Origin of the sequence: Arthrobacter sp. Soil762 (assembly GCF_001428335.1) — a bacterium.
Taxonomy (GTDB): domain Bacteria; phylum Actinomycetota; class Actinomycetes; order Actinomycetales; family Micrococcaceae; genus Arthrobacter.
In genome coordinates, this window is record NZ_LMSG01000018.1 from 142,075 (window position 1) to 161,140 (window position 19,066).

Here is a 19,066-nt window from a genome sequence, read left to right on the forward strand (position 1 = left end):
GATTTGCCGTTGGAATCCCGCCGGCACCACCGCACTGCACCAACTGTGTGTGATCCGGTTCACATCTGTCCAATTGATTGTTTTGACCGAACCGATGGATTTTATCGATGCCAAATGTTCCGGATTTGCGAGCCGCAGTCGTCGATGGGCCAGGGGAGTCCCCCGCAGTTACTGCCGGGCGGCTCCATAAAGCCGGATGCACGTCTCCTCAAAAGCGAGGGCCCTGCGGGTGGGCTGGACTCCCTCCGGCCGGACCAGCATCACCTCGATCGGCGGGAAGTCATCCGTCAGGGTCAGGGCAACCACCCTGCCGCCGGAATACGTCAGGTCACTGTGGAGTCTCTGGTTCAGCATGGCGTAGCCGTGCCCCTTCGCGACAAACGAGCGGACCGTTTCATATCCGGCAAAGCGGTGCCGGACGTTGGGCACCACCCCGGCGATCGCGTACAGCTGCTCGTAGTATTCCCGGCTGTGCGGGAGATCCAGCACCACCGAGGGTTCGCCGTCGAGATCCTGCAGCGCTATGCTCCGCTCGGGCCGGGACGCCGCCGGGTGCTCAGCATGGACCAGCACATGAGGGGGCACACGCTCGAGAACCGTGTGTGTGAAGCCCCGGCCCAGGCCGAGACCATACATCAACGCGACATCGCACTGCCCTTCGAGGAGGGCTGTCTGCAGGCTCGCCAGGTCGGCCTCAAGGAAGGAGACCTCGACCCCCGGATGCTGGACTTCGAAGGTCTGCAGGATTGCGGGAAGCCGGAAGGGCGCCAGCGGCGCGAACACGCCCACCTTGAGCTCTCCGACCAGGCTTGTCGCAAGCCCCCGGGCGGACTCGTACAGCGAATCCGCATGCTCCAGCAGCACCTTGATGTCCTGGGCAATCTGCCGGCCGGACGGTGTCAGCCGCAGGCCGCGCGTCCTGAGCCGGACAAACAGCTGGGTCGACAGGCTTGCTTCAAGCTGGGCCATTGCGGTGGACAGGGTGGACTGTGTCACGAGCAGTCGTTCGGCTGCCGCTGTCATGTTTTCGAGCTCGGCCACCACCGCGAAATACCGCAGCTGGGTCAAGGTAAAGGGCTTTGCCATTCGTCAATGCTCGCATTCTGCGCGGATCCGCGCGGTCACAGGCCCCGGAGCCGGTGCAGGAGAAGGGCGACATGCAGCGAGGTCCGGGATTCCGCGTCGTCGAGGTCCACGCCGAGTAGCTCCTCAAGGCGGCCCAGCCGGGAATACATGGTGGGGCGGCTCAGGTACCCACTGCGCGCCATGGCTGATTTGTTACCGCCGGACTCGAGGTACCGGCCCAGCAACTCGAGCAGCCCGCCCTTGCCTTTCGCCTCGGCCTGCAGCACTGCAGAGAGCTCCGATTCGACGAACTGCTGCACCCTCGGATCATTGCGCAGCAGGGCGAGCAAGCCGCGGAGCCGGACGTCCGTGGCACGGTAGAACGGCTTGCCGGGTTCGCGGAGGGTCGCCGCGGTTTCGGCCACATGTGCGGCTTCGTCGATGCCCGCCGCCGCTTCCAGCAGCGAGGTACAGTTGCGCCCGACGCCGATGGTCCAGTCAGGCGGCACGTCACCGGCGTGGGCGGCCAGCGCGTCCGCGAGGCGGTGCAGCGTCGGTTCCTCAACCTGCTTTGCAGGAAGGGCCAGAATCATGCCCACCGAGCCGGACTGGATGCTCGCTGTCAGCGCAATGCTCGCGGTGGATTTCAACACCCGGGCCAGCAGCTCCAGCAGGGCCCGCTCCTGTTGCTGCCCCGCGAGCGGATCCCCGGGTGGTGCCGCGGTCCCGGGAAAAGCGGTCCGGAACACCACCGGCACGTAGTAGGGTGAGCGTCTGAGGCCCAGTGCGGCGGCGCGGGCCTGCGCTTCGCCCTCGCTCAGCCCGCGGGGCTGACGCAAGGCATTCAGGAGCCCGGCCTGCGCCTGATGGCTCAGCTCGCGCCGGTCCCGTTCAGCCAGGCGGTTGATGGCCAGCGTCTGGGCGGCGCGTTCCAGCACCATGGCCGCCGCGTCGTCGTCCTCCAGCGGCACAGGCACCACAAGCCGGCCCCACAGTTGCCGACGCACTCCGACCGGCGTCTGCAGCCACGCCTCCGGACCGGTCCGGGACGTCGCCGACGGGGACGGCGTGGTCCGCGACCGCCGCTCCCAGTCGGCGAGCAGCTCGGTAGTACGGAGTTGCCGGGACGAATAGGCGAGGACAAGATGCGAAAGGTCCTCCAGGACCACCGGAGCGCCGATCATGGCGGCGGCCCGCTCCACGACTTCCTCGGTCCCGGCACTTTCCAGGCTCAGCACCGTGAAGGCTTCGTGGACGTCGCGGGCCCGTTCCACCCTTTGCAGCTGCTCGGCAACGATCATCCGATGCACAATCTCCGTGATCTCCACGAAGCGCACGCGCCGTTCCACCACGATCACGGGTAGGGAAGTGCTCAGCGCCGCCATGCGCAGGGCGTCCAGGCTGCGCTTCCGGTTTCCGATGACTTCCACGATCAGGCCGGAGGCTGCTGCGTTCTCCAGGGACCGGATGAACGACGCAGTGAGGCCGGGGTTCTTTTCCAGTTCCATGCCCGTCGTGAGAACAAGCTCTCCGCCGGAAAGCAACCCGGAAATGTCGAGCACTTCGCTCACGTGGACCCAGCGCACGGGGGTGTCCAGGCCGCTGGGGGCACCCAGGAGCCGCGGCTTGGCCTCCCGCAGCACGGGGAGCTCGAGAATGGAGCGGACGGTGGGCAACATTTACAAAGTGTAAAGCAGGATGCCATTTCCTTTACAGGCCGCAACTTACGTCAGGCCTCCGCAGCGGACACACTGGACGCAACGCACACAGCACCCAACCCTTTTCTGAACAAACCAGGAGAACCCGTGAACACGATCGAGCACTGGATTAACGGAAGCTACGTTCCCGCCGGCGAGCGCACCGCCCCCGTCACCAACCCGGCCACGGGCAAGATCACCGCGCAGGTGGCACTGGCGAGCACGGAGGACGGCAACGCCGCCGTCGCCGCCGCCAAGGCTGCCTTCCCGGCCTGGCGCGATACCTCCCTGGCCCGCCGCGTCCAGATCATGTTCGCGTTCCGCGAGCTCCTGAACGCCCGCAAGGACGAGCTCGCCGCGATCATCACCTCGGAGCACGGCAAGGTCCTGGACGACGCCCTGGGCGAAGTCACCCGCGGCCAGGAAGTGGTGGAATTCGCCTGCGGCATCCCGCACCTGATCAAGGGCAGCTACACGGAGAACGCCTCCACCAAGGTGGACATCCACTCCATCCGCCAGGCCCTGGGCCCGGTGGCCATCATCAGCCCGTTCAATTTCCCGGCCATGGTGCCCATGTGGTTCTTCCCCATCGCCATCGCCGCCGGCAACACCGTGATCATCAAGCCCAGCGAAAAGGTCCCCACGGCCGCCAACTGGATGGCCGAGCTGTGGAAGGAAGCCGGCCTGCCGGACGGCGTCTTCAACGTCCTTCAGGGCGACAAGGTCGCCGTCGACACCCTGCTCACGCACCCCGACGTCAAGGCCGTCTCCTTCGTCGGCTCCACCCCCATCGCTAAGTACGTCTACGAGACCGCCACGGCCAACGGCAAGCGCGTCCAGGCCCTGGGCGGCGCCAAGAACCACATGATCGTGCTGCCCGACGCCGATCTGAACCTCGCCGCCGATGCCGCCGTCAACGCCGGCTTCGGTTCCGCTGGCGAGCGCTGCATGGCCATCTCCGCCCTCCTTGCCGTGGGTGACATCGCCGACGAACTCGTGGCGAAGATCGCCGAGCGCGCCCGGGGGCTCCGCACTGGCGACGGCCTTCGTGGCTGCGACATGGGCCCGCTGGTCACGTCCCAGCACCGTGACAAGGTGTCCGGGTACGTCGACGCCGGTGAAGCGGCAGGTGCCACGCTCGTCGTCGACGGCCGGAACATTGCGCCTGACGCCGAGGGCGACGGCTTCTTCGTCGGCCCAACGCTGTTCGACAAAGTCACCACCGACATGACCATCTACCGCGACGAAATCTTCGGCCCTGTCCTTTCGGTGGTCCGCGTGGACAGCTACGACGATGCACTCGCCACCATCAACGCCAACCCGTATGGCAACGGCACCGCAATCTTCACCAACGACGGCGGAGCGGCCCGCCGCTTCGAGAACGAGGTCGAGGTGGGCATGGTGGGCATCAACGTCCCCGTCCCCGTCCCCATGGCCTACTACTCCTTCGGCGGCTGGAAGAACTCGCTGTTCGGAGACACCCACGCGCACGGCGCCGAGGGCGTCGGCTTCTTCACCCGGGGCAAAGCCGTCACCACCCGCTGGTTGGATCCGAGCCACGGCGGCATCAACCTCGGCTTCCCGCAGAACGCCTGATCCACGCCATTCGAACAGGAGACAGAGACATGATTTCCACCATAGACAGCGTGCTCCTTCCCGAACGGACCGAGCCGCACCCCGCCGTCGACACCGCCGCGGCCCGGCGGGCCTACGCGCTGGACCGCAAGCACGTTTTCCACTCCTGGTCCGCCCAGGAGCTGCTGGACCCGATGGTCATCTCGGCTGCTGCGGGTTCGTATGTGTGGGACGGTGAGGGCAACCGGTACCTCGACTTCTCCTCACAGCTGGTCAACACGAACATCGGCCACCAGCACCCTGCCGTGGTTGCGGCCATAGCCGCCCAGGCGGCCAAGCTGTGCACCATCGCCCCGAGTTACGCCAACGAGGCCCGCTCCGAGGCGGCACGGCTGATCGCCGCGCGCACCCCGGGCGAGCTGAACAAGATCTTCTTCACCAACGGCGGCGCCGACGCCAACGAGCACGCCGTGCGCATGGCCCGGCTGCACACCGGTCGGCAGAAGGTCCTCTCCGCATACCGCTCGTACCACGGCGGCACGCAGCTGGCCGTCAACATCACGGGCGACCCGCGGCGCTGGGCCAACGACACCGCCAGCACCGGCACCGTGCACTTCTTCCCGCCGTACCTGTACCGCACGGCCTTCCACTCCACCACGGAAGCGGAGGAGAGCCAGCGCGCCCTGCAGCACCTCGAGCAGCTCATCGTGCTCGAAGGGGCCGCGACCATCGCGGCCCTGATGCTGGAGAGCATCCCAGGCTCGGCCGGCATCTACGTGCCTCCCGCCGGGTACATGCAGGGGGTGCGGGAACTATGCACCAAGTACGGCATCATGTTCATCGCGGACGAGGTCATGGCCGGCTTCGGCCGCACCGGCAAGTGGTTCGCCGTGGAGCACTTCGACGTCGTCCCGGACCTGCTGACCTTCGCCAAAGGCGTCAACTCCGGTTACGTTCCCTTGGGCGGCGTGGCGATCAGCCCGGAAATCGCGGCGACGTTCGCCACCAAGCCCTACCCGGGCGGCCTGACGTACTCGGGCCACCCGCTGGCCACCGCGGCAGCCGTTGCCACCATCAACGCGATGGAAAAGGAAGGCATCGTGGACCACGCAGCCGCCCTGGGTGGTGACATCATCGGCCCGGCGTTGGCCGGTTTCGCCGCACGGCACAAGTCCGTGGGCGAAGTCCGCGGCACGGGTGTCTTCTGGGCCATTGAACTGGTCAAGGACCGTGCGACGCGCGAGCCGCTGGCCCCATACGGGGCCTCCAGCCCGGAGATGAACCAGCTCATTGCCGCCTGCAGGTCCCGCGGCCTGATCCCGTTCGCGAACTTCAACCGCATCCACGTGGTCCCGCCATGCAACATCAGCGTGGAGGACCTGAAGGCCGGCCTCGCGATCCTGGACGAAGTGCTGGACATCGCAGACACCTTCGCTGTCTGAGAAACCGTATGCCGGGACCTGTGCCGATCTGACCTGAACATCGTGTTCAACGCGAAAGCGCCGGCGTCCGCAGCAGGAAAATGGGGGAAAACCTGCTGCGGACCACCGGCGCCTCGGGCAAACATCCCCATGCTTGCCGCATCACTCGCACCCTCAATGAGGTAATAACTACGTTAGGCGGCGAAGTTGTGTGCAAGCTGCAGCGAACATGGGAGTCCGCTGTGAATCGGTTTCGGCGGGTTCCCGCTTTTTCCGATTCGTTCCATCTCTGCAGCCGCCCACTCGAACTGCAATGATGGAACCATGAGCAACCGAATCGCCTTTCTGGGCTGTGGATCCATGAACGAAGCCATCCTCTCCGGCCTTCTGGCCGCCGGGACCAACCCCGCCGACGTCATAGCTACAGTCAGGCGTGCGGATCGCGCCGAGGAACTGGCGTTGCGCCACCTCGGTATTACGGCCGTCGCCGGCGAAGAGGAACCCGACAACAACAAGGACGCGGCCAAGGGATCCGCCGTCGTAATCCTTGGCGTCAAACCGGTGGGCATCGTCGACCTGGCCCGCGAAATCAGCGGCTCCCTGTCCCCGGACGCCATTGTTGTCAGCGTCGCCGCAGCCGTATCGCTGGCGCAGCTGGAAGCCGCACTGCCTCCCGGACAGCCGGTGATCCGCACCATGCCGAACACCCCTTCCAAACTGGGCCGCGGCGTCGTTTCCGTCTCACCCGGAACCAACTGCACGCCGGAACAGCTCAAGACCGTCAAGGACATCCTGCGGGCCGCGGGCACCGTGGTGGAGGTGCCCGAGGAGCAGGTGGACGCGTTGTCGGCCATCAGCGGCTCCGGTCCCGCCTACGCGTTCTACCTGGCCGAGGCGATGGCAGCGGCGGGTGTCGAACTGGGCCTGGATCCCGAGTTGTCGCTGCTCCTGGCCCGCGAGACAGTCGCAGGCGCGGGCTTTATGCTGGCCGAGCCGGGCGCCGACCCCTCAGCCCTGCGCAAGGGCGTGACCAGCCCCAACGGCACCACCGAACGGGCCATCGCCACCTTCGACGACCGCGGCATTCCGGCCATCATCGCCGCCGGCGCCCGCGCCGCAGCGGACCGCTCGGCGGAGATCACCAGGCAGCTCGGCTGACTACGGCCGCGCCGCGAACCGTTCCAGCAGGTCCACGTGCCCGGACACGATCAGCATGTCGCGGGAGGACACCTTGGTTTCGGGTCGGGCGTAGGTGAAGTCCTCGCCGGGCGACTTCACGCCCACGATGGTCACGCCGTACTTGGAGCGCACCTTGGACTCATCCAGTGTGAAGCCCACCGTCTCGCGCGGCGGGTACATTTTCACGATGGCGAAGTCGTCGTCGAACTCGATGAAGTCCAGCATGCGGCCGGAGACCAGGTGCGCGGCACGGACGCCGGCGTCAGCCTCGGGGTAGATCACGTGGTTCGCGCCGATCCGGGTGAGGATCTTGCCGTGTGATGGCGTGATGGCCTTGACCCAGAGGTGCTCGATGCCCAGGTCCACCAGGTTCACGGTGATCAGCACGGAGGACTCGATCGAGGTGCCCACGCCACAAACGGCGGAGCTGAACTCCTGTGCACCGAGCTGGCGCAGCGCATCAATGTTGGTGGCATCGGCCTCCACCACGTGCGTGAGGAGCGGCGCCCATTTCTGGACCAAGGACCGGTCGCGCTCGATCGCCAGCACCTCGCGGCCCTGTTTCACGAGCTGCTCGGCGGTGGACGAGCCGAAGCGGCCCAACCCGATCACCAAGACCGGCGCGTTATGGGCGGGGCGGTTGGGGGCGCCTGAGGAATTAGCCAATGATGGGCCTCTCTTCCGGGTAGTGGAATAGCTGGCTGCGCTGGCGCAATGCCAGCCCAGCGGCAAGGGTAACGGTGCCGACGCGGCCCGCGAACATCAGGGCCGTGAGGACATAAACGCCCGACGGCGGCAGTTCGGCGCTGAGGTTGGTGCTCAGCCCCACGGTGGCGAAGGCGGAAATGGTTTCGAACAGGACCCGGTCCAGGGATGCGCCGCTGATCTGCAGGAGCAGGAACGCCGAGACGGAGACCAGCGTGGCGCCGGCCACGATCACGGAGATAGCCACCCGCATGGTGCCCTGCGGGATGGTGCGGCCGTACACCTTCACGTCGGAGTCGCCGCGGGCCTCCGCGGCGATGGCGAGGAACATTACGGCGATGGTGGTCACCTTGATGCCGCCCGCCGTCGACGCCGAACCGCCGCCGGCGAACATAAGGGCGTCGGTGAGCAGCATGGTGGTGGATTCCATGTGGTTCTGGTCCACCAGGTTGAACCCGCCGGACCTCGTCATAACGGACGCAAACAACGAGTGGGCGATCTTGTCGCCGAGGTCCATGTGGGCGATGGTCCGCACGTTGTCCCACTCCATCAGCGCCCACAGCACGGTGCCGGCGGCCAGCAGGATGAAGGACACCTGGATGGTGAGCTTGGTGTGCAGGTTCCACATTTTCCAGTTGAGCCCGTTCTGCTGCAGGACCATCACCACGGGGAAACCCAGGCTGCCCAGGAACACGCCGAGCATCAGCGGGATGAGGATCCACAGGTCGGTCTCGTAGGGCACAATCCCGTCCGAATGAGGCGTGAAGCCGGCGTTGTTGAACGAGGAAATGGAGTAGAAGACTCCGTGCCACACCGACTGCCAGAAGGGCTCGCCCAGCGTCATAAACCGGGGGACCAGGGCCAGTGCCAGCACGCCCTCGATCACCACGGACGTCACGATGACGATCCGCAGCAGCGTACCCACTTCACCGAGCCGGCCGGCGTTGTTCATGGCCTCCTGCGCGATGAGCTTGCCGCGGACGCCAAGCTTCTTGCTCACCATGAGGGCCAGCAGCGACGCGAGCGTCAGGGTTCCCAAACCGCCCACGAAGATGCCGATCAGGATGACCAGCTGGCCGAAGAAGGACCAGTGCACCGCCGTCGAAACAACCGTCAGGCCGGTCACGCAGACCGCAGACACCGCGGTGAACAGGGCCTGATGTATCGGAGTGGCCGCACCGGTGGCGGAGGAGACGGGCAGGGAGAGGATGAACGTGAAGACCAGGCAGACCGCCCCGAAGGCACTCAGGGCAAGCCGGGCGGGCGACGTATTGGCAATATCGTCAACGAAGTCGCGTACGCGGGTGAAGATCCAGAGACCTTCGCGCTCCGGTGCGGCGGGGTGCCAGCTGGCCGGGTTCCGGGGCCTCGACTGGCGTTGCGTCATGGGGGCTTTTCCTCGGTTGAAACTGTTTCCTCCAGTAGTAAACCACTAATGCCCGCGTAATGGCCGGGCTGGGGCAGTGGCGTCCTCCGGTAGCCTGTCATTGATGACATTCCTGCCCGGTCTCAGCCAGCCCGCGCCACCGACGATGGTGGTGTGGAATTCAGCCATGACGGCCTACAATTTCGGCCCGGGCCACCCCATGGCTCCGGCACGGCTGGACCTGACGGCCCGGCTTTCCCGCAGCCTCGGCCTGTTGGACCTTGCGCATGTGTCCGTGGAGGCTCCGGAGGTTGCGTCCGATGCCGAACTGGAAACGGTTCACTCGCCTGAGTTTGTGGCTGCGGTCCGCCGGGTCAGCGACGACCCGACCTCGCCGGATGAAGCCCGCGGACTGGGCACCGACGACGATCCGTCCTTCGCCGGCATGCATGACGCCGCCGCGAGGCTTGCAGGAGGATCTTTGGTCGCCGCGTCCGCCATCCTGGACGGATCCGCGCTCCACGCCGTGAACTTCGGCGGGGGCATGCACCACGCGGCCCGCGACCGCGCCAGCGGCTTCTGCATCTACAACGACTCCGCCTTGGCCGTCCAGAGACTGCTCGACGGCGGCATCCGCCGCGTGGCGTACATCGACGTCGATGCGCACCACGGCGACGGGACGGAAAGCATTTTCTGGGACGACCCCCGGGTCCTGACCATCTCCCTGCATGAAAGCGGACTCACGCTTTTCCCCGGGACCGGCTTCGCGAACGAGATCGGCGGTCCGCAGGCTGAGGGCAGCGCCGTCAACGTTGCCCTGCCGTCGGGCACCGGCGATGCCGGCTGGCTGCGGGCTTTCCACGCCGTGGTGCCGCAGCTCGTGGGCGCGTTCCAGCCGGAAGTCATCGTCAGCCAGCACGGCTGCGACTCGCACCGCCTCGACCCGTTGGCCCATCTGAACATCAGTGTGGACGGCCAGCGTGAGGTGGCCACCGCCGTCGGGAATCTCGCTGCCCGGCACTGCGGGGGCCGATGGATCGCCACGGGCGGCGGCGGGTACAGCGTCACCGACGTTGTGCCGCGCTCCTGGAGCCACCTGATCGCCATCGCCGCCGGGCGCCCCGTTCCGCTCCGGACCTCGGTGCCGGAGGATTGGCGCATGTATGTTTCGGACAAGTTCGGCGTGGACACCCCGGGCCTGATGGGTGATGACGTGGAGCTCTGGTGGCGGTCCTGGGAAGTGGGCTTTGACCCCAACGACGCCGTGGACCGCACCGTCATGGCCACCCGCAAAGCCGTTTTCCCGTTGCACGGCCTTGATCCCTGGTTCGACTGATCCTTCTTCAACCCACGCGGGGCGGTCACGGGCGAAATAGTTGATGCCTGGCGGCGTATATGTCGCTAGGGTGGGAGTCATGGTGACAGACGACGTATTTGCCGTCATTGCGGAAGCAACCCGGCGCGACATTTTGGTATCCCTGCGCGCCGGGGACAAGGCAGTGGGCGAGCTGGTGGAAGAACTTTCCGCAAGCCAGCCCACCATTTCCAAGCACCTGAAAGTACTCCGTGAGGCGCAGCTGGTCAGCATGCGGGCGCAGGGCCAGAAGCGCTATTACGCGCTGAACTCCAAACCGCTGGAGGGGATCGTCAGATGGCTGGAGACGTTCGACGTCGGCCCGGCGGCCGCCGTCGCCAAGTCACCTCGCGCGGAGGCGGACGCCGGCACTGAGCGGCCCGTGGCTACCCCGCTGTCGGACAACGTGGCCGTTGCCGCCGTCCTCGAGCGCCCGGGCGCCGAACTGAGCCCCGCCGTCGTGATTCCCGGCGGCACGGTGGCCCCGCTCAGCGACGACACCGTGCCGCAGCAGATCGGCCGCACTGTGGGGCGCGCGGCCACGAAGGCCGCGGACCTGCTGGCCAACCTCCCGAATCTCCCCAAGTTCGGCCGCAAAAAGTAACCCGTCCCAAACCGCTGAGTTTTTGTCCAGATAATGGGCGGAATATCAGCCTTTGGTGCCACTATCTGGACAAAAACTCGGGGTGGGCGGTGCGACTTACTTGGTGAGCAGGCGCACGTGGTCCGGGGTCAGCTCGGAGATCTTGCTGACGCCCAGAAGCGCCATGGTGCGGGCCATATCCTTCTCAAGGATCTGCAGGGTGCGGTCCACACCCGCCCGGCCGCCGGCCATCAGGCCGTACAGGTACGCGCGGCCAATCAGCGTGAAGTCCGCGCCCAGGGCCAGCGCGGCGACGATGTCGGCGCCGCTCATGATGCCGGTGTCCAGCATGATGGCTGCGTCCGAGTTGTCCTTGGTGAAGGCTTCCTTGACGCCGGGCAGCAGGTGGAACGGGATGGGTGCGCGGTCCAGCTGACGGCCGCCGTGGTTGGAGAGCACCACGCCGTCGGCGCCGTGGTCCACCACTTTGCGGGCGTCCTCAACGGTCTGGATGCCCTTGACCACCAGCTTGCCCTTCCAGGTTTCGCGCAGCCAGTCCAGGTCCTCGAACGTGAGGGTGGGGTCGAACATCGAGTTGATGAGGTCTGCCACGGTGCCCGTGTAGCGGGAGAGCGAGGCGAAGGTCAGCGGCTCGTGCGTGAGGAAGTTGAACCACCAGGCGGGGCGGTAGGACGCATCCAGGACGGTCTTGATAGTCAGTGCCGGCGGGATGGTCATGCCGTTGCGGACGTCGCGCAGGCGGGCGCCGGCGACGGCGGTGTCCACGGTGACCATGAGCGTATCGTTGCCGGCCTTGGCGGCGCGTTCGATCAGTTCCAGCGAACGGTCGCGGTCCGTCCACAGGTACAGCTGGAACCAGTTGCGGCCGTTCGGGGCGGCGGCGGCCACGTCCTCGATGGACGCGGTGCCCATGGTGGAAAGGGTGTACGGAATGCCGGCGGCCTCGGCTGCCTGCGAACCGGCGTATTCGCCCTCGGACTGCATCATGCGGGTGAAGCCGGTGGGGGCGATGCCCACGGGCATCCGGGAAGGCTTGCCCAGGATGTTGGTGCTGAGGTCGATGCTGGCGACGTTGCGCAGGATGCCGGGCCGGAACTCGATGTCCAGGAAGGCTTCGCGGGCGCGGCGCAGGGTGATTTCGCCCTCGGCGGCGCCGTCCGTGTAGTCGAACGGGGCCTGCGGGGTGCGACGTTTGGCCATGTCCCGGAGGTCCCAGATGGTGCTGGCGCGCTTGAGCCGGGCTTCCTTGCTGAATTCGGGCTTCTTGAACTGCATCAGCGGAGCCAGGTCCGAGTACTTGGGGATGCGGCGCTTCAGCGCAGCCGGCACCGCTGAAGCGGCTGGCTTCGGCGCCACGGCTGTGGAGGCCGGGACGTCCGTGGCGTCCGGGGCCGGCGTGACCTCGGGACTGTTCGGCTGGATGGTGTGGGTCATGGCTGCCTCCGTTGGTGGGCCTGGCGCGGGGGGTCGGGCTGTGGTCTAACCACACTCTAGGCCATGTGGTCCAACCACATCAACTACGATAGCGATATGCGTACGCACCAGCTTGTCCTGACCTGGATCGAAAAGCAGCTCTCCGACGGCCAGCTGAGTGTAGGCGGACGCCTACCCTCGGAACGGACACTCGCCGAGCAGCTGGCGGTGTCCAGGACCTCAGTGCGCGAGGCCATCCGGATTCTGGAGGCCATGGGGGTGGTCCGGGCCGGGGTTGGCTCCGGCCCGGAAGCGGGGACGGTGGTGATTTCGGATCCGACGGCGGCGCTCGGCTCCGCGTTGCGGCTCCACGTTGCCACGCAGCATCTGCCCGTGTCCGACATCGTGGAAACACGCATCCTGCTGGAGACCTGGGCGGCTGCCCGGGCAAAGCCCGACGCTCCGGAGCTGGACCTGGCCGCCATGCTCCTGGGCGAGATGGACGCCGTCGAACGCGTTGCCCGGACGGCGGATGATTTCCTGGCGCTGGATATCCGGTTCCATCTGGCCCTCGCGGACGCCGCCGGCAATGCCGTGGTCAGCGCCATGATGGGCTCGCTGCGCGAATCCATCCAGGGCTACACCGCCCGGTTTACGGCCAATCTCCCGGACTGGGATGCCACGGCGTCGCGCCTGCAGGCGGAGCACCGGGAGATTCTGGCCGCCATCAGGAACGACGACGGCGCGCGCGCGGCCACGCTGGTGGCTGCCCACATCGAGGGGTACTACCGCGAGGGCGGGGTTGGGCGCCCGGCTGGCGGGCGCCCGGCGGAGGAATAGTGCGGGTCAGCCGTGGGCCGCAGTTCGTGGCGCCTTGGCGGGGCCGCTGCTGGCCCGGATTTCCAGGCGCGGCTGGTATCGGCTGCCCGGGGCGTCGTGGTCTTCCTTGCGGATGAGTGCCCGCAGTTCACGCCAGGCCTGGCCGCCGAGCTCGGCAATCGGAACCGCCGCGGTGGTCAGGGTGGGTGTGGTGTAGCGGGCGAACGGGATGTCGTCGAAGCCGGTGACGGAGATGTCGCCCGGAACGTCCACACCGCGTTCGTGCAGGCCGCTCATCAGGCCCATGGCCACGAGGTCGTTGAAGGCCAGGATGCCGGTGGCGCCGCTGGCCAGGACCGGGTCCACCGCCCCGTGGCCGGTATCGAAGTCCGAGCCGCCGTCGAGCATGGTGACATCCACCTGCGGGTGCCGGGTTTTGAACGCCTCCAGGCCCTCGAGCCGGAGCCCGTGGGAGGCGCTGCCTGCCGGGCCGGCCAGGAAGGCCAGGCGCGTATGGCCGAGGCCCACCAAGTGCTCGGCGAGGTCCTGGACTCCCTGCCCGTAGTCCACCACGAGGCTCGGAATCCCGGCAGCCGCCGTCGTCCGGTTGATCAGGACGAGCGGGTGCAGCGACGGCGCGATTTCCTCGAGCTCGGCATCGCTCATGCGCGGGGCGCAGAGCACCAGGCCGTCGCAGCGCCGGCGGGCCTCGCCGGCCAGGATGGCTTCCTCGCTGGAGACCTCGAAGGAATCGGCAATCAGGACGCGGTAGCCGTCCTCCGCCGCAGCCCGGCTCAGGCCGCGCAGGATCGCCTGGAAGGTGGGGTTTGCAAGGTCCGGCACCACAATGCCGATGGTGTCCGTTTTTCCCAGCGCGAGGCTGCGCCCCACGGGATTGGGTTGGTATTTGAGCTCGACGGCGGCCGCCCGCACCCGTGCCGCGATGTCCGGGTCCACGGTGAAGTTGCCGTTCATGACGCGCGAAACAGTGGCGTGCGAAACCCCCGCCTTCACGGCAACGTCCGCAATGCCGATCCTGCCGGTTGCCGATTTCCTGGCCATGGCCCTGCCTTTCGTAAGTCCCGGTCCCCGTGATTACCGGCGCCCGTGGGACAGCATACAACGCCGTCAGAAACCGGTTTCCATCTGTTCGGCGCGCCGGATGGGCTTAGCCACCGCCGCAGCGGGGCCTTTCTGTAAGAAAGCGCTTTCTCTTAGAGAGGATAAGGGTTGACGGGACCGCACGTCTATTGATAGAAATCATGTAGCGGCAGTGAGAAAACGCTTTCTCGCCTGCCAGCACCACAGTCCAGCGCACCACCAGCGGCCGCAGCACGGCCGGGTATTGAAGCCTTCGAAAGGGACCCTCATGGTCAACACAGCCGACTCGAGTTCTGCTACCGCTGCCTTCACTTCAGCGCCGGAGCCAGGCACAAGTACCAGGGCCCGCATCGCCCTCATCGGCACTGGTGGCCGCTCCGAGATGTACATCCGGGCCATCTTCGGCAAGCACGCTGATACCGCGGAACTGGTGGCCTTCTCCGACGTCAACCCCGGCCGCGTGGAGTTCTACCAGAAGCTCATCCAGGAACTCGGTGCGCGCGGACCCGCCGCTTCCTTTGACCCCGCAGACCTCACCGCCTTCATCCAGGCCAACAACATCGACCGTGTTGTGGTGACCACGCCGGACTACACCCACGCGGACTACATCGTGGAGGCACTCGAGGCGGGCGCCGACGTCGTCGTCGAAAAACCCCTCACCATCGACGCCGAAGGCTGCCGCCGCATCACCAAGGCCGTGGCAGAAACCGGCCGCAACGTGGTGGTCACTTTCAACTACCGCTACTCACCGCGCAACAGTGCGCTGAAGGAAATCATCCAGAGCGGCGTGATCGGCAAGGTCACCTCCATCGACTTCAGCTGGGTGTTGGACACCGTGCACGGCGCCGACTACTTCCGCCGCTGGCACCGCGAAAAGAAGAACTCCGGCGGCCTGCTGGTCCACAAGGCATCCCACCACTTCGACCTCGTCAACTGGTGGATCAACGACGTCCCCGAGCGAGTCTTCGCCTCCGGCGGCCTCAAGTTCTACGGCGACAAGAACGCCGCCGAGCGCGGCCTGGGTCCCCGTCCGGAGCGCGGAACGCCCGACGCCGAAACCCCCGTCATCGGGGACAAAACAGTCGAAAAGGATCCGTTTGCGCTGGACCTGCGTGAGGATGAGCGCCTGAAGGCACTCTTCCTGGACAACGAGCACTACGACGGCTACCGCCGCGACCAGGACGTCTTCACCGGCGGCATCACCATCGAGGACAACCTGGCACTCGTGGTGGAGTACCAGGGCGGCCCGCGCCTGAGCTACTCCCTGAACGCCCACAGCCCGTGGGAAGGCTACCGCGTGGCAGTCAACGGCACCGAAGGCCGGGCCGAACTCGAAGTGGTGGAACGCGCCGCCGTCCTCAACAGCACGGACAAAAAGACCGTGGTGGACCCGAGCGCCACCCCCATCGAGGAGGAAGACGCCGTCCGCCGCAACGGCGAACGCCTGGTGGTCCAGCGCCACTGGGAAGCAGCCTACGAGGTGCCCATCGTCAACGGCGAGGGAGGCCACGGCGGCGGCGACGACCTGCTCCTCTCCGACCTCTTCAACGGTCCCGGCGAAGATCCGCTGGGCCGTCCGTCCGGCTACCTCGACGGCCTCCGCTCCGTGTCCGTGGGCATTGCCGGCAACCTTTCGCTGGAGTCCTCCCTTCCCGTCCGCATCGAGGATCTCCACCTCGGCGCAGACCTTCGCCGCGACGCCTAGTCCGCCCGAAATCCAAAAGGAACCAACATGAGCAGGATCTTTGTCACCGGCGGCTCCGGCCGCCTGGGGCGCAGCGTTGTGGCGGGGCTCGCCGAAGCGGGCCACGAGGTCATTTCGGTGGACCGCGACGCCATCCCGGCAGACGAGCTGCCCGCCGGTGTTGTGCAGGAAACCGGCGATCTGCTGGCCGCGGGCGAGGCGCTGCGCCTCCTCCGGGAGGCAAAGCCCGACGCCGTCATCCACCTTGCAGCGATCGCCGTTCCGTTCAGCGCGCCCGAGGACGTCATCTTCGCCACCAACACCCGCCTTGCCTACGCTGTCATCAGCGCGGCCACGGAACTGGGGATCGGCAAGATCGTCACGGCGAGCAGCCCCACGGTGCTGGGCTACGGCTGCCCGGCGGGCTGGCTGCCGGACAGCTTCCCGCTGGATGAGCGCAGCGCGCCGAAGCCCTGGAACGCGTACGCGCTGTCCAAACTGATCGCCGAGCAGACCGTGCAGATGTTTGCCGCGGCGCAGGGGGCGAAGATCCGCTACGCCGCCTTCCGGCCCTGCTACGTCATCTCACCGGAGGAATGGGAAGGCGCGCCCACACAGCAGGGCCACACCCTGGCCGAACGGCTGGCCGATCCCGCCCTGTCCGCGCCCGCGCTGTTCAACTACGTGGACGCCCGCGATGTGGCCGACTTCCTGGACGTGCTCCTGCAGAAAATGGACACCATCCCGAACGGCGAAACCTTCTTTGTGGGGGCGGCGGACGCCCTCGCCACGGCACCGCTGGCGGAGCTGATGCCCCGCTTCCTGCCCGGAAGCGAGGCACTGGCCGCCGGCCTGACCGGCACCAGCCCGGCCTTCTCCATCGCCAAAGCCCGTCAACTGCTCGGCTGGGAACCCAAGCGCAGCTGGCGGACCGAACTGAAAACAGATTCCACCCTCAACGACGAGACATCCGCCCGGCTGGTAAGCGCCGGCAGCGGTGCCAAGGAGACATTATGAAATTCGACGGCGTACTGTTCTTCCCCGTCACCCCGTTCACGCCGGAAGGCACCGTTGACGTGGAGCTCCTCAAGGAGCACATTGGCTCGCGGCTGCCGTTCGGACCCGGCGGCGTGTTTCCTGCCTGCGGCACCGGCGAGTTCCACGCACTGAGCATCGACGAGGTGCGCACCGTGGTGACCGCCGCCGTCGAGGTTGTGGCCGGCAAGGTGCCGGTGGTGGCCGGCGCCGGCGGACCGCTGGGGCATGCCCTTGCCGCCGCCCGTGTTGCCGAGGAAGCCGGCGCCGACGCACTCCTGGTCCTGCCGCCGTACCTGGTCACCGGACCCACTGACGGCCTGGTGGCGTACATCGAGGCAGTGGCGGACGCCAGCAGCCTCCCGGTGATCGTGTACCACCGCGGCAACGCCAAGTTCACCGCCGCCTCCATGGTCTGCCTCGCGGCCAACCCCAAGGTGATCGGCTTCAAGGACGGGCTGGGCGATGTGGGCCTGGCCCAGGAGATTGTGTCCGCGGTCCGCGCCACGGGGCGCGAGGACTTCGCGTTCTTCAACGGGCTCCTGACCGCGGAACTGACCCAGGGCGCCTACCGGGGCCTGGGCATTCCGCTGTACTCCTCGGCGGCGTTCGCCATGGCACCGGAGATCGCCAAGGCATACTACGACGCGTACATGGCCGGCGACGAGGACCGCCGCAACGCCCTGTTGGAGGGCTTCTATGCCCCGCTGGTGCGGCTCCGGGACCAGACCCCCGGCTTCGGCGTCTCGCTGGTCAAGGCCGGCCTGCGGCTGGGCGGGCTTCCTGTCGGCCCGGTCCGGCCGCCGCTGGTGGACCCCACCGAGGACCAGCTGCTGCAGCTGAAGTCCATCCTGGCCAAGGGCTACGAGCTGGCCGGCCGCTGATGAGTGCGCCCGCACACGATTCCGTCCGGACCGCTCCGCGCATTACCGGTCTGACCACCCGCCTCCTGACGGTCCCGCTGCGCCGCAGCTGGGGAGTGGAGGCACCGGAAAACCACGTGATCGTTACGGAAATCCGGACGGACGACGGCGGCGCGGGGCATGGTTTTTCCTGGACACCCACTATCGGTCCGCAGGCCGTCAAAGCCCTCCTCGACTACGACATCGCACCCTTCGTTACGGGGCTGCCCGCCAATCCCGAGACGGTGTGGGACGCGTTGTGGAAGCGTCTGCATGAGGCCGGCGGCGGGGGACTGACCACCATCGCCATGGCCGGCGTCGACCTCGCCCTCTGGGACCTCCAGGCGCGCCGTGCCGGTACTTCGGTCACGGGCCTGCTGGGCCAGCGGCAGGAGTCCGCCGAGGTGTACGGCTCAGGCGTGAATCTGCACTACACGCTGGAGGAGCTGGTGGCCCAGACCGAGCGCTGGATTGCCGCGGGCCACCCGGCAGTCAAGATCAAGGTGGGCAAGCCCGATATCCGCGAGGACGCCGAGCGCGTGGCGGCAGTCCGCTCCGTCCTCGGACCGGACCGGAAGATTATGATCGATGCCAACCAGCGGTGGGACCTGCCCACCACGTTCAAGGCCCTGGACGTGCTCGCGGAATACGGGCTGGAATGGCTCGAGGAGCCCCTCCGCGCGGACGACCTCTGGGCCTACCGCAGGCTGCGGAAGCATTCACCCGTGCCCATCGCCCTGGGCGAAAACCTGCACACCATCTACCGGTTCCGCGATTTCATTGAGGCTGAGGCCGTGGACATCATCCAGCCCAACATCATCCGGGTAGGCGGCATCACGCCGTTCCGGCGGATTGTGGAGCTGGCCCGGACCAACAGCATCCGCGTGATGCCGCACCTGCTGCCGGAACTGTCCGGACAGCTCGCCCTTACCCTGGCGGAGCCCACCCTGGTGGAGGACGTGGAAGACGCGTCCTTCGAACAGCTGGGCATCCTGGCCGGGCCGTCACCGGTCCGCTTCAGCAACAGCCGCCTCACGCTTTCGGACCAGCCGGGACTTGGCTTCCGGTTCACCGAGGACCCGCAGGGCTGACAGCTCCCAATCACGACTGACCGCAGACATGACAACTCCGACGAAAAGCAGGTAT

16 protein-coding genes are annotated in these 19,066 nt (G+C 66.9%); 10 read left to right on the forward strand and 6 right to left on the reverse strand.

Annotated features, from left to right (window positions below):
• Positions 1 to 168 precede the first annotated feature (168 nt).
• Together ASG77_RS13305 and ASG77_RS13310 are read right to left on the reverse strand one after the other, a co-directional pair.
• A complete protein-coding gene (locus tag ASG77_RS13305) occupies positions 169 to 1,086 on the reverse strand; it encodes a LysR family transcriptional regulator (RefSeq protein ID WP_056346231.1) in 918 nt (305 codons plus the stop codon).
• Positions 1,087 to 1,121: 35 nt separating this feature from the next.
• Complete coding sequence (locus tag ASG77_RS13310; protein WP_082576036.1) at positions 1,122 to 2,744, reverse strand: PucR family transcriptional regulator; 1,623 nt, start codon at positions 2,742 to 2,744, stop codon at positions 1,122 to 1,124.
• A gap of 126 nt (positions 2,745 to 2,870) precedes the next feature.
• Here ASG77_RS13310 and ASG77_RS13315 point away from each other — a divergent pair, with 126 nt between their 5' ends.
• The 3 genes from ASG77_RS13315 (at position 2,871) to proC (ending at position 6,916) form a co-directional block, all read left to right on the forward strand.
• Positions 2,871 to 4,358, forward strand: coding sequence for a CoA-acylating methylmalonate-semialdehyde dehydrogenase (locus ASG77_RS13315; protein ID WP_056346233.1), 1,488 nt, complete (start codon positions 2,871 to 2,873; stop codon positions 4,356 to 4,358).
• 29 nt (positions 4,359 to 4,387) lie between these two features.
• A complete protein-coding gene (locus tag ASG77_RS13320; protein WP_056346235.1) occupies positions 4,388 to 5,779 on the forward strand; it encodes an aspartate aminotransferase family protein in 1,392 nt (463 codons plus the stop codon).
• A 303-nt stretch (positions 5,780 to 6,082) separates the two neighbouring features.
• Positions 6,083 to 6,916, forward strand: a complete 834-nt coding sequence (gene proC, locus ASG77_RS13325; protein WP_056346237.1) for a pyrroline-5-carboxylate reductase — start codon at positions 6,083 to 6,085, stop codon at positions 6,914 to 6,916.
• On the opposite strand, the gene ASG77_RS13330 is transcribed toward proC, so the two are convergent.
• Positions 6,917 to 7,603 (reverse strand): potassium channel family protein, encoded by a 687-nt coding sequence (locus ASG77_RS13330; RefSeq protein WP_056346240.1) that lies wholly within the window; start codon positions 7,601 to 7,603, stop codon positions 6,917 to 6,919.
• Complete coding sequence (locus tag ASG77_RS13335) at positions 7,596 to 9,029, reverse strand: TrkH family potassium uptake protein (protein WP_056346242.1); 1,434 nt, start codon at positions 9,027 to 9,029, stop codon at positions 7,596 to 7,598. Before ASG77_RS13335 ends, ASG77_RS13330 begins: the two co-directional genes overlap by 8 nt.
• 103 nt (positions 9,030 to 9,132) lie before the next feature.
• Between ASG77_RS13335 and ASG77_RS13340 the strand changes: the two genes are divergently transcribed.
• Together ASG77_RS13340 and ASG77_RS13345 are read left to right on the forward strand one after the other, a co-directional pair.
• Positions 9,133 to 10,344 carry an acetoin utilization protein AcuC gene (locus tag ASG77_RS13340; RefSeq protein ID WP_056346244.1) on the forward strand — a complete coding sequence of 404 codons (1,212 nt, stop codon included), beginning with the start codon at positions 9,133 to 9,135 and terminating at the stop codon, positions 10,342 to 10,344.
• 79 nt (positions 10,345 to 10,423) lie between these two features.
• On the forward strand, positions 10,424 to 10,966 hold the full coding sequence (locus ASG77_RS13345; protein ID WP_056346246.1) for an ArsR/SmtB family transcription factor: 543 nt from the start codon (positions 10,424 to 10,426) through the stop codon (positions 10,964 to 10,966).
• A gap of 96 nt (positions 10,967 to 11,062) precedes the next feature.
• Here the strand turns inward: ASG77_RS13345 and ASG77_RS13350 are convergent, their stop codons facing one another.
• Entirely contained in the window at positions 11,063 to 12,400 is a 1,338-nt protein-coding gene (locus ASG77_RS13350; protein ID WP_056346248.1) for an alpha-hydroxy acid oxidase, read from the reverse strand.
• Between the two features lie 96 nt (positions 12,401 to 12,496).
• On the opposite strand from ASG77_RS13350, the gene ASG77_RS13355 reads away from it, so the two are divergent.
• Positions 12,497 to 13,219 carry a FadR/GntR family transcriptional regulator gene (locus tag ASG77_RS13355; RefSeq protein WP_056346532.1) on the forward strand — a complete coding sequence of 241 codons (723 nt, stop codon included), beginning with the start codon at positions 12,497 to 12,499 and terminating at the stop codon, positions 13,217 to 13,219.
• A 6-nt stretch (positions 13,220 to 13,225) separates the two neighbouring features.
• On the opposite strand, the gene ASG77_RS13360 is transcribed toward ASG77_RS13355, so the two are convergent.
• A complete protein-coding gene (locus ASG77_RS13360) occupies positions 13,226 to 14,260 on the reverse strand; it encodes a LacI family DNA-binding transcriptional regulator (RefSeq protein ID WP_056346250.1) in 1,035 nt (344 codons plus the stop codon).
• A 307-nt stretch (positions 14,261 to 14,567) separates the two neighbouring features.
• Here ASG77_RS13360 and ASG77_RS13365 point away from each other — a divergent pair, with 307 nt between their 5' ends.
• From ASG77_RS13365 to ASG77_RS13380, 4 genes are read left to right on the forward strand one after another with little or no spacing between them, the layout of a single operon-like run.
• Complete coding sequence (locus ASG77_RS13365) at positions 14,568 to 16,004, forward strand: Gfo/Idh/MocA family oxidoreductase (RefSeq protein ID WP_056346252.1); 1,437 nt, start codon at positions 14,568 to 14,570, stop codon at positions 16,002 to 16,004.
• Positions 16,005 to 16,031: 27 nt separating this feature from the next.
• Complete coding sequence (locus ASG77_RS13370) at positions 16,032 to 17,000, forward strand: NAD-dependent epimerase/dehydratase family protein (RefSeq protein WP_056346254.1); 969 nt, start codon at positions 16,032 to 16,034, stop codon at positions 16,998 to 17,000.
• A complete protein-coding gene (locus ASG77_RS13375; protein WP_056346257.1) occupies positions 16,997 to 17,902 on the forward strand; it encodes a 5-dehydro-4-deoxyglucarate dehydratase in 906 nt (301 codons plus the stop codon). The genes ASG77_RS13370 and ASG77_RS13375 overlap by 4 nt, the downstream gene beginning before the upstream one ends.
• Positions 17,902 to 19,011: a mandelate racemase/muconate lactonizing enzyme family protein gene (locus tag ASG77_RS13380; protein ID WP_056346259.1), complete on the forward strand. Its 1,110-nt coding sequence runs from the start codon at positions 17,902 to 17,904 to the stop codon at positions 19,009 to 19,011. The genes ASG77_RS13375 and ASG77_RS13380 overlap by 1 nt, the downstream gene beginning before the upstream one ends.
• Positions 19,012 to 19,066: the final 55 nt, after the last annotated feature.

Bases quoted from the DNA above. Each gene is read 5' to 3' on its own strand.
- ASG77_RS13305 (WP_056346231.1), bottom strand. From the start codon at position 1,086: ATGGCAAAGCCCTTTACCTTGACCCAGCTGCGGTATTTCGCGGTGGTG.
- ASG77_RS13310 (WP_082576036.1), bottom strand. From the start codon at position 2,744: ATGTTGCCCACCGTCCGCTCCATTCTCGAGCTCCCCGTGCTGCGGGAG.
- ASG77_RS13320 (WP_056346235.1), top strand. From the start codon at position 4,388: ATGATTTCCACCATAGACAGCGTGCTCCTTCCCGAACGGACCGAGCCG.
- proC (WP_056346237.1), top strand. From the start codon at position 6,083: ATGAGCAACCGAATCGCCTTTCTGGGCTGTGGATCCATGAACGAAGCC.
- ASG77_RS13335 (WP_056346242.1), bottom strand. From the start codon at position 9,029: ATGACGCAACGCCAGTCGAGGCCCCGGAACCCGGCCAGCTGGCACCCC.
- ASG77_RS13340 (WP_056346244.1), top strand. From the start codon at position 9,133: ATGACATTCCTGCCCGGTCTCAGCCAGCCCGCGCCACCGACGATGGTG.
- ASG77_RS13345 (WP_056346246.1), top strand. From the start codon at position 10,424: ATGGTGACAGACGACGTATTTGCCGTCATTGCGGAAGCAACCCGGCGC.
- ASG77_RS13350 (WP_056346248.1), bottom strand. From the start codon at position 12,400: ATGACCCACACCATCCAGCCGAACAGTCCCGAGGTCACGCCGGCCCCG.
- ASG77_RS13355 (WP_056346532.1), top strand. From the start codon at position 12,497: ATGCGTACGCACCAGCTTGTCCTGACCTGGATCGAAAAGCAGCTCTCC.
- ASG77_RS13360 (WP_056346250.1), bottom strand. From the start codon at position 14,260: ATGGCCAGGAAATCGGCAACCGGCAGGATCGGCATTGCGGACGTTGCC.
- ASG77_RS13365 (WP_056346252.1), top strand. From the start codon at position 14,568: ATGGTCAACACAGCCGACTCGAGTTCTGCTACCGCTGCCTTCACTTCA.
- ASG77_RS13370 (WP_056346254.1), top strand. From the start codon at position 16,032: ATGAGCAGGATCTTTGTCACCGGCGGCTCCGGCCGCCTGGGGCGCAGC.
- ASG77_RS13375 (WP_056346257.1), top strand. From the start codon at position 16,997: ATGAAATTCGACGGCGTACTGTTCTTCCCCGTCACCCCGTTCACGCCG.
- ASG77_RS13380 (WP_056346259.1), top strand. From the start codon at position 17,902: ATGAGTGCGCCCGCACACGATTCCGTCCGGACCGCTCCGCGCATTACC.